The organism is Neptuniibacter sp. QD72_48, assembly GCF_047778065.1.
GTDB lineage: Bacteria > Pseudomonadota > Gammaproteobacteria > Pseudomonadales > Balneatricaceae > Neptuniibacter.
Window position 1 is genome coordinate 1,389,666 of record NZ_CP180547.1, and the last position, 13,040, is coordinate 1,402,705.

General features: G+C 42.3%; 15 protein-coding genes and 1 pseudogene. 10 read left to right on the forward strand and 6 right to left on the reverse strand.

Features of this window, described 5'->3' with window-relative positions:
- Positions 1-59 precede the first annotated feature (59 nt).
- From ACMXYX_RS06040 to ACMXYX_RS06050, 3 genes are read right to left on the reverse strand one after another with little or no spacing between them, the layout of a single operon-like run.
- On the reverse strand, positions 60-1,292 hold the full coding sequence (locus ACMXYX_RS06040) for a class I SAM-dependent methyltransferase (protein WP_415897920.1): 1,233 nt from the start codon (positions 1,290-1,292) through the stop codon (positions 60-62).
- Positions 1,279-2,091 carry a DUF1365 domain-containing protein gene (locus tag ACMXYX_RS06045; RefSeq protein ID WP_415897921.1) on the reverse strand — a complete coding sequence of 271 codons (813 nt, stop codon included), beginning with the start codon at positions 2,089-2,091 and terminating at the stop codon, positions 1,279-1,281. The genes ACMXYX_RS06040 and ACMXYX_RS06045 overlap by 14 nt, the downstream gene beginning before the upstream one ends.
- On the reverse strand, positions 2,084-3,460 hold the full coding sequence (locus ACMXYX_RS06050) for an NAD(P)/FAD-dependent oxidoreductase (protein ID WP_415897922.1): 1,377 nt from the start codon (positions 3,458-3,460) through the stop codon (positions 2,084-2,086). Before ACMXYX_RS06050 ends, ACMXYX_RS06045 begins: the two co-directional genes overlap by 8 nt.
- Before the next feature lie 189 nt (positions 3,461-3,649).
- On the opposite strand from ACMXYX_RS06050, the gene ACMXYX_RS06055 reads away from it, so the two are divergent.
- The 5 genes from ACMXYX_RS06055 to ACMXYX_RS06075 are packed head-to-tail and all read left to right on the forward strand — an operon-like array spanning position 3,650 to position 7,602.
- Complete coding sequence (locus ACMXYX_RS06055; protein WP_415897923.1) at positions 3,650-4,246, forward strand: sigma-70 family RNA polymerase sigma factor; 597 nt, start codon at positions 3,650-3,652, stop codon at positions 4,244-4,246.
- Positions 4,243-4,905 (forward strand): ChrR family anti-sigma-E factor, encoded by a 663-nt coding sequence (locus tag ACMXYX_RS06060; protein ID WP_415897924.1) that lies wholly within the window; start codon positions 4,243-4,245, stop codon positions 4,903-4,905. The genes ACMXYX_RS06055 and ACMXYX_RS06060 overlap by 4 nt, the downstream gene beginning before the upstream one ends.
- 35 nt (positions 4,906-4,940) lie before the next feature.
- Positions 4,941-5,906, forward strand: a complete 966-nt coding sequence (locus ACMXYX_RS06065; protein ID WP_415897925.1) for a YbgA family protein — start codon at positions 4,941-4,943, stop codon at positions 5,904-5,906.
- 43 nt (positions 5,907-5,949) lie between these two features.
- Complete coding sequence (locus ACMXYX_RS06070; protein WP_415897926.1) at positions 5,950-7,353, forward strand: cryptochrome/photolyase family protein; 1,404 nt, start codon at positions 5,950-5,952, stop codon at positions 7,351-7,353.
- Between the two features lie 12 nt (positions 7,354-7,365).
- Complete coding sequence (locus tag ACMXYX_RS06075) at positions 7,366-7,602, forward strand: TIGR02450 family Trp-rich protein (protein WP_415897927.1); 237 nt, start codon at positions 7,366-7,368, stop codon at positions 7,600-7,602.
- Between the two features lie 85 nt (positions 7,603-7,687).
- On the opposite strand, the gene folE is transcribed toward ACMXYX_RS06075, so the two are convergent.
- Complete coding sequence (folE, locus tag ACMXYX_RS06080) at positions 7,688-8,326, reverse strand: GTP cyclohydrolase I FolE (RefSeq protein ID WP_415897928.1); 639 nt, start codon at positions 8,324-8,326, stop codon at positions 7,688-7,690.
- A 126-nt stretch (positions 8,327-8,452) separates the two neighbouring features.
- On the opposite strand from folE, the gene ACMXYX_RS06085 reads away from it, so the two are divergent.
- Positions 8,453-8,920 (forward strand): DUF3833 family protein, encoded by a 468-nt coding sequence (locus tag ACMXYX_RS06085; protein WP_415898234.1) that lies wholly within the window; start codon positions 8,453-8,455, stop codon positions 8,918-8,920.
- Here ACMXYX_RS06085 and ACMXYX_RS06090 read toward each other — a convergent pair.
- Positions 8,910-9,920: an NAD(P)/FAD-dependent oxidoreductase gene (locus ACMXYX_RS06090; protein WP_415906642.1), complete on the reverse strand. Its 1,011-nt coding sequence runs from the start codon at positions 9,918-9,920 to the stop codon at positions 8,910-8,912. The two genes, ACMXYX_RS06085 and ACMXYX_RS06090, sit on opposite strands and share 11 nt — an antisense overlap.
- A gap of 211 nt (positions 9,921-10,131) precedes the next feature.
- Positions 10,132-10,620, reverse strand: coding sequence for a hypothetical protein (locus tag ACMXYX_RS06095; RefSeq protein WP_415893971.1), 489 nt, complete (start codon positions 10,618-10,620; stop codon positions 10,132-10,134).
- Positions 10,621-10,975: 355 nt separating this feature from the next.
- Here ACMXYX_RS06095 and ACMXYX_RS06100 point away from each other — a divergent pair.
- From ACMXYX_RS06100 to soxZ, 4 genes and pseudogenes are all read left to right on the forward strand, one after another.
- A pseudogene (locus tag ACMXYX_RS06100) lies at positions 10,976-11,632 on the forward strand (methyl-accepting chemotaxis protein); the annotation flags it as partial.
- 108 nt (positions 11,633-11,740) lie between these two features.
- Positions 11,741-12,070: a CZB domain-containing protein gene (locus ACMXYX_RS06105; RefSeq protein WP_415898235.1), complete on the forward strand. Its 330-nt coding sequence runs from the start codon at positions 11,741-11,743 to the stop codon at positions 12,068-12,070.
- Positions 12,071-12,218: 148 nt separating this feature from the next.
- On the forward strand, positions 12,219-12,674 hold the full coding sequence (gene soxY / locus ACMXYX_RS06110) for a thiosulfate oxidation carrier protein SoxY (protein WP_415897930.1): 456 nt from the start codon (positions 12,219-12,221) through the stop codon (positions 12,672-12,674).
- A gap of 31 nt (positions 12,675-12,705) precedes the next feature.
- Positions 12,706-13,023, forward strand: coding sequence for a thiosulfate oxidation carrier complex protein SoxZ (gene soxZ, locus ACMXYX_RS06115; RefSeq protein ID WP_415897931.1), 318 nt, complete (start codon positions 12,706-12,708; stop codon positions 13,021-13,023).
- Positions 13,024-13,040: the final 17 nt, after the last annotated feature.

Here is a 13,040-nt window from a genome sequence, read left to right on the forward strand (position 1 = left end):
TTTGTATTCATTTGATTGAATACAAAGGGCTTTTTTAAATGACTTATGAGTCTCTTAAGTTATTTCTCTTCATCATGGCAGATAACGTACAGACCAACATCAATAGATCCGTGTTCAAAACCGCCTTCACAGTAAGCTAGGTAATAGCGCCATAAACGATAAAAGGTTTCATCAAAGCCTTGATGTTTAATCTCTCCCCAAGATTTTTCAAAATCACGATACCATTCGCGAAGTGTTCGAGCGTAATCTTTACCAAACAATTGTTTTGTTTTTAAGGTAAAGCCATGCTCAGCAAACTTCTCTTGAAGTCGTTTATCACTCGGCAGCATGCCACCAGGGAAGACATAGCGTTGAATAAAGTCCGCTTGTTTGCGATAGCTATTAAAACGTTCGTCATCGATAGTTATGATCTGCAGGACGGCATTGCCGCCCGGTTTAAGTACACGCTTTAAGGTTTCAAAATAAGTGTCCCAATGCTTTTCGCCAACCGCCTCAAACATCTCTATAGATACCACCGCGTCGTACTGCTGCTGGAGGTCACGGTAATCTGTCAAACTGAGATGAACCTTATCTTCTTGTTCAGCTTCTGCAATCTGGTTCTTCGCCCACTTAAGCTGTTCTTTCGAAAGCGTGATGCCATGTACGCGTAAGTTGTTTTCTTGGCTAGCTTTTCTAGCAAACCCGCCCCAACCACAACCAATTTCAACGACGTGCTCACCTTCTTTAGCGTCTAAAAGCTCAATGATTCTGCCGTATTTATTTTGTTGAGCGTCGAACAAAGATTCTTCTTGGGAGTTATATAAAGCGGCTGAGTAAGTCATGCTTTCATCCAGCCAAGGCTGGTAGAAATCATTACCTAGATCATAATGGGCTGCGATGTTTTTCTTACTACCTGAGCGACTATTATCACGACGCCAGTGGTAAAGGTTGTGAAGGGAGCAGATCAAAAAACCAGCCTGAGAAAGATTACTCAATGAGTCTTCATGGGCTAGGCCCCACTGCATCAACGCAGTTAAATCTTTACTATCCCAATCACCTGCCAAGTAACTTTCGGACCAGCCATTAATGCCGCCGAAGAATAAACGAATTAAAGGACGGAAGTTATTCAGCTTTACCTCAGCTATAGGGAAGGCATGGCCGATTTTTTCGGTGTAGCCACTAGGTAAAGTGAGGTTTAAGGTTCCAATCGATTGATTTAGCTTGGCAGTAAGGTATTTGAGAAGCTTTTTCTCAAACCAAGTTGGCTGAGGCGAGCTAGATGTTAACTCGTTGGATGATTCATAAACTTTCATAATGCGTTACTCCATGCTTATCTTGCCAGCTAATGCTGTGACTGACCTTTTTATCACGAGGTTGAATGGTCAGTTTTTTTCGCCAAAGCTTCAGTGCTTCCCAGTGAATCGCGCCCACGACTTTTAAAGTCATCAACGGATATTGGAAGAACATTTTCAATAGCTTACGGTCATTTAAAGGAATCCGATCACCTTTAAATGAAGCATAAAATACGGTGGAGTGTTCTTCTGGTGTGGGCGTTTGTTCTACCTGTTTTATACCGATTGAGACATGTTGGTTAGGTGGAGTAATGCTGAATTGATAAGCGGTTTCCATTGGCATAAAAGGGCTTACGTACATTAACTTGTCGCAGCCATGCCGAATCACTTTGTCTCTGCCTTGTGATTCGATGAGATAGGTATGCCTAGAGCCAAAGGTGTTGCTGACTTCATAAAGAATGACCTCTACATCATCTTCTTTGTTGTAACAAAAATAAACGCTGAGGGGATTGAAGGTGAAGCCTAAAATTCTTGGATAACAAAGTAGTTCAATGCGTTCAGTTGCAGAACTGTGCCCTCTGTCGATTAGATGCTGTCTAATCTCAGCGGCAAGGTTTCCTTTGCTGGTACCGTGATCTCGTTCTTGGAAAGAGAATAGATTGAATCTGTTAATTGAAAAAAATCGAAATTTGTCTAGTTGATCCAATTCATCTAAGTCGACTTTTAAGGAAAAGACGCTGTACACAAATCGATGATCTGTAGGCTTCACGCGATGATGCATCACTTTTCCTTGGTAGAGTGACGATCGCAGATTAGCCATGACTTTCAGCTCGTTCAATGGTGCTATCTTCCTTGTGCATCTTACTTTCATGAACATGTATTCGGCCGTTTTTATCTTTCACCACCCAAGGGCGAGGAATGCCACCGAGTTCTTCGGCAACAGCTAGTCCTGCTTGCAAACCATCTTCGTGGAAACCGTAACCAAAATAGGCCCCACAGAACCAAGTTCTTTGTTTACCTTGTAATGACCATAGTTCTTTTTGAGATTGAAGTGACTCTTTGCCAAAAGCTGGGTGGTCATAAAAGAAACTGCGGATAATAGATCCTGGTTCCGGTTCTTCTAGCGGGTTTAAGGATACGAAAATAGGTGTTTCTGTATTCAACGGCTGCAACTGATTCATCCAGTAGGTAACAGATACATCCTGAGATTTATCCCTGATTCCTTCAGACAGATAGTTCCAACTCGACCAAACCTTTTCTCGTTTTGGCATTAGGGAGGCGTCTAGGTGAAGGTAGGCTTTGTTTCTCTGGTAAGGGAAGTACTGCAATAACCTTTTTTCTTCATCTGTTGGGGATTCAAGCAATGCTAAGGCTTGATCAGAATGGCAGGCTAAAACAACATCATCATACTGTTCTCGTTTGCCATGGTGGTCTTCTATAAAAACGCAGTTATCAGAACGAATAATTTTATGGATACGGCTGTTGATTCTGATATTGCCACCTAAGGTGTCAGCAATTTTATTTACATAGTTTTTACTACCGCCAATAACCGTTCGCCATTGTGGGCGATTACTCAGTTGAACTAGACCATGGTTGCGGCAAAAACGCATGAAGCAACTCGCTGGGTAATTAAGCATCTGCTCAACTGGAGTAGACCAAATCGCCGCACCCATAGGTAATAGATGATCGTATATGAAGTGTTTGCTGTAGCCTTCTTGAGTAAGTAGGTCGCCTAAGGTCATTTCATCTAAATTATGTTGTTTAGATAAAGCTTCCGAATTGCGGTAGAAGTGCATCACTTCGCTGATCATCTTCCAAAAGGACGGTTTGAAAATATTGCTCCTCTGAGCAAGCAAACCAGATAAACCGGTACCAGAATATTCTAATTGACCTTTATTGATTGAAACCGCGAATGACATATCTGTTTCGCAGGTTTTAACATCTAGCGTTTTGAAAAACTCAACTAGGTTAGGGTAGTTCACAGGGTTAAATACAATAAAGCCAGTATCAACATCGATAGATTGGTTATTGTGTTCAAAGGAGACGGTATTTGAGTGGCCGCCCAAACGGTCATCTTTCTCGTATAAGGTGACGTCGTGAACTTTATTAAGAAGCCATGCACAACTTAATCCGGAGATGCCGGAACCAACAATCGCAATCTTTTTGGGGCGCATGGCTGAAATTTTCATCTATCTAGTCCGTTGTTACTGAATATGTGTTTTATAGTTAGGTTTGTACAGGTTTAATTGTTATCTGCAGTAACTAATACGCACACATAATGTATTGAGATCACTAGGTTTAGTTATTAAATGCAAAAAAATTGTATTTAAGAATACTTAAAGGTGATCCGGTTCAGGCGAGTACACGTAAGGAGTCATATGGAAAACAAACCGCCAGGTGAAGACGTGGAAAAAGTTGTTGCTATGCCGCAGCCGGAAACTACTCAAGATTGGAGTAGTTTATTAATGTCGCTCGGTGAAACCAAAGACAAAGCTCTGTTTGTGCAACTGTTCAAACATTTCGCTCCTAAGATCAAAGCCTACATTATTCGATTAGGTTTGGTAGAAAGCACCGCAGAAGAATTGATGCAGGAAACGATGGCCTCTGTATGGCGTAAAGCGCACATGTATCAAAAGTCGAAAGCAGCAGCCAGTACTTGGATTTTTACATTAGCTAGAAATCAAAGTATCGACTGGATGCGTAAGCAGAAATATCCAGAGTATTCTCTGGATGAGTGGCATGAAGAAGCCGACGAGTCACAAGATACTTGTACTGATGTAGTTCTATCTGCGCGTATGCATGCTTCCATCAATAAACTGCCGGAGCTCCAGGCTCAAGTTATTTACATGTCCTTCTATGAAGGGCGGTCTCACTCTGAAATTGCTGACCGCTTGGGAATACCTCTAGGCAGTGTTAAATCCAGAATTCGATTAGCATCTGAAAAATTAAGAGTAATGTGGAGGGATGATGTATGAACATTAAACATCACCTAGATGAAGCTACCCTCGTTAGTTACGCGGCTGGCTCAATGTCTCAATCAATGGCTTTGGTTGCTGCTTGCCATCTCTCTATGTGCCCTGAATGTCGTGAACGTGCACAAAAGTCCGAAGCGATAGGTGGCATGCTTCTAGAAAGCCTTGAGCCTGCAACAATTGATGATTCATCCCTTAACCAAGTACTGGCTATGCTAGATGAAGAGGATATAGGCGTAGAATTCACCTGTAGCAAACCTGCTAAATCGATCGATTCTGATGTGCCAGCGCCTCTCGCTGATTACATTGGCGACAAGCTTGAGAACATTGAATGGAAACGCATTGTTCCTGGTGTCTACTATCATGATCTACCTTGTAAGAGCGAACGTGGTGGTGTCTCACGATTACTACGTATAGCGCCGGGTAAATCCATGCTGGCACATACTCATGACGGTAATGAACTGACCTTAGTGTTAAAAGGGTCTTTCAGCGATGAAGTGGGGCGTTTTACCGCGGGTGATATTGCGGACCTTGATAGCGAAATTGAGCACCAACCTTTAGTGGATAGTGATGAAGATTGCATCTGCCTGATTGCGACTGATGCACCGCTTAAATTCAGCACATTATTGGGCAAGTTGGTTCAGCCTATTACAGGTTTTTAAAGAGATTATGTCGACTTAGCGTTGAGGGATAAACAATGAATACAGTAACTTTGAATGAATTGATCCCAGTTGGTGTAAGTGCTTGTTTATTAGGGCACAAGGTTCGATATGATGGAGGGCATAAACGCTCCAAATATTGCCTCAATGTCCTAAGTGAATGTTTTGAGTTTAAACCCTTTTGTCCCGAGGTTTCGATTGGGCTGAGTACTCCTCGAGAGCCTATAAGGCTGGTGGGCGATGCTGAATCCCCGCGGGTTTTGGGTACGAAAGATCCCTCTTTGGATGTGACAGAGCCACTTAAGGCTTATGCTGCTGAGGTAAGTGATAACAATCAAAACCTTTGCGGCTATATCCTTATGCAAGGTTCACCAAGCTGTGGGATGGAGCGTGTAAAGGTGTACCACGAAAATGGTATGCCAAATGTGGCTGGAAGTGGTGCTTATGCTGATGAATTTATGAAGCGAAATCCTGCACTGCCTGTGGAAGAAGAGGGACGTTTAAATGACCCTGTACTGCGAGAAAATTTCATCACTCGAGTATTTGTCTATTTCAGCTGGCAAAAAGAGGTCATGTTGGCTCCGTCGTTACATGAAGTGATTCAGTTCCATAGCCGTCACAAATATCAATTAATGGCTCACAGCTATGAAGGTTATAAGGTATTAGGTAAATATCTTGCTACTGAAGCTTCTCAGTTGCCTTTGGAAGAGGTATTAGAGACTTATATTCTAGAGCTAATGACCCATCTAAAAAAACGCGCGAGTCGAAAAACTCACACAAACGCGTTGATGCATATTATGGGTTACCTCAAAAGAGATATTGATACCGAAACTAAGCAAGATCTTCTTGAAGCGATAGAGCAGTATCGAAAGGAAGAGGTTAACTTAGTTGTGCCTCTTGCTCTGCTAAAACATTACCTAAAGCGTTTCGGCAGTGAATACATCCAAACCCAGGCTTACTTAGACCCATATCCTCATGAACTGGGCTTAAGAAATTATATTTGATCGACAATTCAAAAATGATCTATAGTGTAAAGGCGAAAACTATATGAAGCTGGTTTGGTTTCGCAACGATTTAAGGACAGGAGACCATCACGCCCTTTATCATGCTTGTAAACAAAGTAATGGTGAGGGCGTTCTAGCTGTTGTAGCTATCACAACGAAACAGTGGCAGCTACAGGATGAATCCAAAGCAAAAATTCAGTTTTACTTAGCCAACCTATCTAAGCTGAGTGATCAACTCAAAGCTCTGAATATCCCCCTTGTTATTGTTAGAGCACCCACCAATAAAGAGCTTCCTGCTGTTTTACTGAATTTAGCTAAACAGCACGGTGTATCAGAACTATTTTTCAATCGTGAGTACCCCGAATTCGAACAAAAGCGCGATGCTGCGGTTATGGATAGTTTTGTGACGGAGGGTATTCCGGCACAGGCCTGCGACAGCGATCTTATATTTACCCCAGGTTCTATCCTTACCCAGCAAGGGCAGCCGTTTAAGGTGTTTACCCCTTTTAGTCGTGCTTGGCGTAGAAAGTTCTCAGCAGAGTGGGTTGAGGCTCTGCCACAACCAAAACAACAGAAAAAACTTGAGATAAAGCCTTCTGAGGTACCTACAGAAGTAGGTTACTGTTTGGAGTTAGGCGCTGATTGGCAAGAATCTTTCTGGCCTGCGGGAAGTGAAGCAGCATATAAATGCTTGTATCAGTTTATCCATTCAAAGTTAGTGCCTTATCCTGACCATAGAGATATTCCTAGCATTACGGGGACATCTTCTTTATCGCCATATTTGGCTCAAGGAGTTATCTCCACACGGCAATGCTTAACGGCCATTCAGACCTATTCTGATGATCCGGATTGGTTAGATAATCAATGGGTGACTGAACTGATTTGGCGAGAGTTTTACCGCCATTTAATTGTGCAGTTTCCCGAGATGAATCGTTGGTTACCCTTTAAACCTGAAATAGAAAGCAAATTAGAGTGGTCGTTCGATCAGCATTTGTTTCAAGCATGGTGTCGGGGCGAAACAGGCTACGCCATTGTTGATGCCGGTATGAAGCAATTGAATCAAACGGGTTGGATGCACAACCGAGTTCGTATGATAACGGCTTCCTTTCTAACCAAAATATTGCGTCAAGATTGGCGTCTAGGTGCGCGTTACTTTATGCAGCATCTGATTGATGGGGACTTTGCTTCAAACTTAGGTGGTTGGCAATGGAGTGCTTCAGTTGGAGCTGATGCAGCGCCTTATTTCCGCATCTTTAACCCTATGAGACAGGCTGAACGCTTCGATAAAGAGGGTAAGTATATTGCTCAGTGGTTACCGGATTTAGAAGGGTATAACGCCATCCAACAACATGATCCGTTAATCAGTGCGAAGTGCAATAGGTCTCAACCTATAGTGGACTATGCCCAAGAGCGCCGTTTTAGCTTAGACGCCTATAACGCGAAGTAGAGGTCATTCTGAATGGCTTTTTCACCTAAGAGAAATCAAATTAATCCTAAAAAATTACTGCTGTCTAAATGGACAGCTACTGAACCTATCAATAAACGGAAGCACTTTATCGTAATTGAATTGCTGCGTGATCCAGGCACTGAAGAAGTTACAGGTTGTATGATTGAAGCAGTGATTGATAAATATCAAATGCAGATCGATTGGAAAGATCTAAAAAATGCCGAGGTTTGGCGATTGGGTTGGAAATAAGGGAATCCAAAGCGGGAAAAATTGATGCACGTTGGTTTTGAAAAATGCGGCATTAGCTAATGGTATAGCTAACGCCGAATGTGCTTTAAGTTAAAAACTCTGCGCGTGTACGAGCATTAGATTTGAATATCCCGCCTAATGCAGTCGTTTCTGTCTGAGAGTTAACGTCCATTACACCGCGAGACTTAACACAGTAATGGGTGGCATTGATCGATACAGCGACGTTGTCCGTTTCTAATAGGGTTTGAAGTGCAATAAGGATCTGTTTAGTTAGACGTTCTTGCACTTGCGGACGCTGACTAAAGAAGCGAACAAGGCGGTTAATCTTAGACAGACCTATTATTTTATCTTTAGGGATATAAGCCACTTTGGCCGTACCATCGATGGTAACAAAATGGTGTTCACAAGAGCTAAGAACACTGATGTTCTTAACTTTTACCATCTCTTCTAGGTCCATCTTATTTTCAATCATCGACATATCAGGGAAGTTTTCATAATCTAGCCCAGAAAACACCTCGTAGACGTACATTTTCGCCACACGATGGGGAGTTTCTGTAAGGCTGTCATCTTCTAGGTTTAACCCTAGTGTCCCGACAACTTCAGTCATTAAGCTTTTTATGCGCTCATACTTTTGCTCCTGTGAAAGGCCGTTATCGATTGTTGGTGTTTCTAGGCCTTTTTCGATCAGTTGATCGCGTACAGCAGCTGCTTCAGCAGAGATCATGTTTTATTCCTTACTGATATTAGAGGAGTGCATTATACATGGTTGATCGCTTTTTAGATCAGTTATGATCTGAACTATCGGTTTTTACGTAATCGATCAGTAAATAGATAACCGAATTTTATTGTGATGAATAAAACTGATTGGCGTGATGAACTCGATCTTTTTGAATATTTTCAAGGTGAAACAATGGCCTATGGGTTATTTGAGGATCGCTTTGGCAGCGTTCGTAGATTATTTACTGTCGCGATAAAGGGTACTGTGACGGGCGATCAGCTCACATTAGAAGAAGATTTCTTTTACGAAGATGGAGAACTTGAAAACCGTACTTGGGTAATTAATCGTGAGCAAAATGCGATTTATAGCGGAACGGCAGGGGATGTTTTAGGTAGAGCCGAAGGCAAACAAAGCAAAGCACGTTTTACTTGGCGTTATTACATGTTGTTAAACATCGGCGGTCGACAGCATAAAGTAAAATTTGATGACTGGATGTTTTTAATGCCAAACAATGTCCTATTGAACCGAGCAGTAGTCAAAAAGTTTGGCATTAAGTTGGGTACGGTCTTTATCAGCTTTTCGAAAGATTCTAAGAGTTAATAGATCTAAGTTTATTACCTAGACAAGAGATAAGTTTTGTAGACAATTTTTTTGCACTCTCCCATGCTCCCTCTAAATCTCCTCCGAGGAGCCAATCACCACAAGCGCCTATATGCGTTGCCTCATCCCAAAGCATGCCGTGCTCTGTTTTTGGGTGACGGGAATACAACCACCGATGACATCGTCTTACCGATAAAACTTTGGCCTCTGGTTTTACAGAAACAAACGCTTGAGTGAGAAGAATTTCTATCTCCTCTTTGGGAAGGTTGATATGTTCTTGGCTCCAATCGGGTATTGCCTCGATCGACCAAATTGCAGTGCCGTTTACATTATTCCTACCAGGTTTAGCGCTTTCTTTGATACAGCGATTCAAAATAGGGTGATGCCCTGTTATAAGTTGTTCAGGTTGATCTAGTGAGTCTGTTGTTTCAAGAAGTATCACCCAACTGGCTGAAGGGGTAATGGCTTTAGCGGTATTTGAAAAGCGCGGTACAGCTTCTAATAAGGTTGCTGCTTGTTGTGCCGGAGCTGTCACTATAGCGGCATCGAATACACCCAGAGATTCACCTTTTTCATCGCGAAGACGTACCTTTTTTTGGGAGCCGTCAAGTTCTGGCCAGATATAGCCAACGCGAGTCGCAGGGTGAAAATTAGCGTGAGCCAGTAAGTGTCTGGTTAGGCTACTAAGGCGTGAGCTACCTGTGATTAGATTTGGTGATTGTAGTTCTTCACCGTCGAAACTTTTTGAAATAGGTGACCAAGTTTCTAACACGCCACTTTCAGCTAACCAAGTAGAAAAGTCACTATTATTTGTTGAGATAAAGGGTGCGCCTAGATCGGCACTCATTTCATCTAATTTACAGCTGGAAAGACGACCACCCGTACCTCTGCTTTTCTCATAAACGCTCACCTCAATATCATTTGAGGTTAAAACGTCGGCAAGAGTTGTACCTGCAAGGCCTGCACCGATAATCGCAATATGCGGTTTTGTTTCTGTCATAGTTGTTCGCCGGAATCATAGAAAATGAACACCAGAAACGCTTTAAAAGATTATCTCGATGAGTCGAATTGGAGGTGAGATTAATATGGATGCTTATTAAGCATTTGGGAAATCAAACTAATGTCACTCCGGTAACAAAGCGTTTACAGGTTGTAATTTAGCTTTGTTACGGCGGAATGGGAGGATTGGATCAGTTGACCAGAAACAGAGATTAGATTAGGTCAGGAAAAGGGAAATCATCGCACATCACGCGAGGGTGCTGTGTTACAGCAATCGCATGTTCGATATTTGAGCCTTCTCGCATTGCATTAATAAGCAAGGTCAGAACGAAGGTAATTGAGTAGTATTCAACGTGCGCTGTTAGGAACGGTAGATTGATATCATCGTGAGCTTGTTTGCTTAGGCGAGCCGCCAACTGAGCTGCTTCGCTATCATCGAAACCTTCATCAAGGTTATGAATCAGTTCATAAATTTCGTTTGGAAGCTGTTCATACAGGTAGTTATCAATTTTAAGAATGGTCTTTACAAGCACCGCGTGTTCTTTTGCTTCACTTAGGAAAGGTAAACTAACCTTTTCATTTAAGCGTTCTGCTATTGCGATGTTTTCCTGCTGAGTAAGAAGTTTACGAGCCGATTTTTTGGCAAAAAAGTCTTTAACCAATACGTGGAATTGGTCTTCTGTCATTGAAATGTTTGCCATTGTTATTCCTTACCTTATTACTAGCTAAAAACCTTAATTGGATTTTAGGTTAGTTTTGAATGTGAGGATAGGGGGAAGTACTGAAAACTCTATCCTACTCGGTAATTTATCAAGGTTAAAAATTAAGAGTCTATTAATGCTCAGGCTACCGTTTTCTACGGTGGTACTTTTATTGAGCAGTTGTTCATGGCCTTTAGAAATCTTGAAAAATCCTCGTTTTGATATTTATCCTTTTGATTTACATGGATTTTAACTGACGTTGCTTGTTTTTAAAAACAGCTTAATAAAGTAATGAAACGTTTGTTTGGAAAATATATGATGCATTAACTAATAAAAATGATAGGGAGATGGCGGGATGTTTTTTTCAGGTAAATTGCACTCTAAGATTGAAAGTTTGCAAGGCGAAATCGATAAGCTAAGAGCGGAAAACAGGCAACTGATAGAAGAAAATCAGGTGCTAACTAAACGCTGTTACGAGCAGGAAAATATCCAACCAGATCCTAACACCCACCAAAATGAAATTAGTGAAGCCTGGGTGAAGGGGAGTCGATTATCAGCACAGGTCAAAGATGTTCTTTCTGATACAACGTCCTCACTAAGCGCTGACCAACAGCATATTGAAGAGAAAATTTCTGTTTTTGATGAGACGCGACGTTCGGTAGAAGAGATTCTGGAACGCGTACAAGTGATCCAAAAGCGCGCGCAAGATGGTAATCAACAGGTTAAAGATCTACTCACGGTGTCGGATCAAATCGAAAAGTTTGTTGGTGTTATTCGCGATATCTCTGATCAGACCAACCTATTGGCATTAAACGCCGCAATTGAGGCTGCGCGTGCGGGTGAATCCGGTCGTGGTTTTGCTGTGGTAGCTGATGAAGTACGTAACCTTGCTCGTAAGGCGAGCGAAGCCAGTAATGAGATTGCCAATCTTGTGGGTCAAATCAGTACTCAAACGGGGACTGCATCGGAAGATATTGCTCAGGTTGATCTGCTCAGTACAGAGGTGGTTTCTTCTGCTTCACAAATTACCTCAGGTGTTCGCGATGCGGTATCGATGTCTGAAATGATGCATTCAACTATTAAGAATACCGTGGCCGATACTCTGATTGAAAAGCTGAAGATGGAGCAAATTAGTTGGAAAAATTCTCTCTATGAAAGAATTGTATCCGGCAACGTTCACGATCTATCAACTATTGAAGATCATACTGGCAGTGGGTTTGGCCAGTGGTATTACATGGGCAATGGACGTGAACAATACAGTCACCTTTCCAGCTTTGCGGCTTTAGAAGCACCTCATACAAAGCTGCATAAATCCGGTGTAGAAGCCGCCGCTGCAGTGAGACGTGGCGCAGTAAGAGATGCGGCGAGCCACCTTACATCGATGGAGCAGGCAAGCCTTGAAGTAGCAAATCTGCTTGATCGTTTGAATGCGGAATCCAAAGGCCAGTAAAGCTACCTGATTGCCTGTTTCTTTGTACTTGGTTGTTTATGTTCTTTCGAGCCATTTTACAACGCGATGAAATTGCGTAAGCTAAAGTGATAGTTGAGTGAAATGGCTTTCGATCTTCTTAGGAGATCGAGGTATTGAGGAAAATGAAATGGGCATAAATCGTCGATCAATAGTCAAAGTGCTTTCACTAGGCGGTGCGATGATAGGGGCTGGTGTTTTGATGCCACGTGTCGCACTGGCTACATGGAAAGCAGCAGCCTTTGAAGCTGAAGATCAAGAAACCGCTATTCAAGAGCTTTTAGGTGACGTGCCTAAAGAAAGTGCTGATGTGATCCTAAAAACGCCTGAAACAGCCGAAAACGGTGCAATTGTCCCGGTAACTGTACGTTCCAGTATCGCCAATGTTGAATCGATCAGCATTTATGTCAAAGATAATCCATCCCCTCTAGCGGTTGAGTTTAAAATCCCAGAAGGCACTGACGCAGACGTGTCTACTCGAGTCCGCATGGATCAAAGTTCACGGATCACTGCCGTGGTAAAAGCTGAAGGTAAACTTTATAGCGCTGCGAAAGATGTCACCGTCACTGTCGGTGGTTGCGGTTAAGTTTATCTGAGGAATCGTTAGGAGAGTTATTATGGCGACGGGCATTATTAGAGTTAAAACAAAGGTTTCTTCCGGTAAAACCAAAGTGAAAATGATGGCAAAACATGCCATGGAAAGTGGTTTTCGAAAAGACAGCAAAACCGGTGATTTTTTTCCTGCTCTTTACCTTCAAGAGCTTCAGGTTGTTCATGCCAGCAAAGAGGTGTTTGCCGTAAACCTAGGACCGACGGTGTCTAGAAACCCATATTTTGTGTTTACGTTTTCAGGTGGAGTAAAAGGAGAAGAGCTTTCTTTTACTTGGGTAGAAAGCAGCGGTAAAACAGCCACAGAAGTTGTAAAAATCAAATAGTCGCGTTGGTCTATATT

What these genes read in the sequence shown, in the direction of transcription:
- ACMXYX_RS06090 (WP_415906642.1), bottom strand. Translation starts at nt 9,920, where the DNA reads ATGACAGAAACAAAACCGCATATTGCGATTATCGGTGCAGGCCTTGCA.
- soxZ (WP_415897931.1), top strand. Translation starts at nt 12,706, where the DNA reads ATGGCGACGGGCATTATTAGAGTTAAAACAAAGGTTTCTTCCGGTAAA.
- ACMXYX_RS06055 (WP_415897923.1), top strand. Translation starts at nt 3,650, where the DNA reads ATGGAAAACAAACCGCCAGGTGAAGACGTGGAAAAAGTTGTTGCTATG.
- soxY (WP_415897930.1), top strand. Translation starts at nt 12,219, where the DNA reads ATGGGCATAAATCGTCGATCAATAGTCAAAGTGCTTTCACTAGGCGGT.
- ACMXYX_RS06105 (WP_415898235.1), top strand. Translation starts at nt 11,741, where the DNA reads ATGGAGCAAATTAGTTGGAAAAATTCTCTCTATGAAAGAATTGTATCC.
- ACMXYX_RS06070 (WP_415897926.1), top strand. Translation starts at nt 5,950, where the DNA reads ATGAAGCTGGTTTGGTTTCGCAACGATTTAAGGACAGGAGACCATCAC.
- ACMXYX_RS06075 (WP_415897927.1), top strand. Translation starts at nt 7,366, where the DNA reads ATGGCTTTTTCACCTAAGAGAAATCAAATTAATCCTAAAAAATTACTG.
- ACMXYX_RS06085 (WP_415898234.1), top strand. Translation starts at nt 8,453, where the DNA reads ATGAATAAAACTGATTGGCGTGATGAACTCGATCTTTTTGAATATTTT.
- folE (WP_415897928.1), bottom strand. Translation starts at nt 8,326, where the DNA reads ATGATCTCTGCTGAAGCAGCTGCTGTACGCGATCAACTGATCGAAAAA.
- ACMXYX_RS06060 (WP_415897924.1), top strand. Translation starts at nt 4,243, where the DNA reads ATGAACATTAAACATCACCTAGATGAAGCTACCCTCGTTAGTTACGCG.
- ACMXYX_RS06050 (WP_415897922.1), bottom strand. Translation starts at nt 3,460, where the DNA reads ATGAAAATTTCAGCCATGCGCCCCAAAAAGATTGCGATTGTTGGTTCC.
- ACMXYX_RS06045 (WP_415897921.1), bottom strand. Translation starts at nt 2,091, where the DNA reads ATGGCTAATCTGCGATCGTCACTCTACCAAGGAAAAGTGATGCATCAT.
- ACMXYX_RS06040 (WP_415897920.1), bottom strand. Translation starts at nt 1,292, where the DNA reads ATGAAAGTTTATGAATCATCCAACGAGTTAACATCTAGCTCGCCTCAG.
- ACMXYX_RS06095 (WP_415893971.1), bottom strand. Translation starts at nt 10,620, where the DNA reads ATGGCAAACATTTCAATGACAGAAGACCAATTCCACGTATTGGTTAAA.
- ACMXYX_RS06065 (WP_415897925.1), top strand. Translation starts at nt 4,941, where the DNA reads ATGAATACAGTAACTTTGAATGAATTGATCCCAGTTGGTGTAAGTGCT.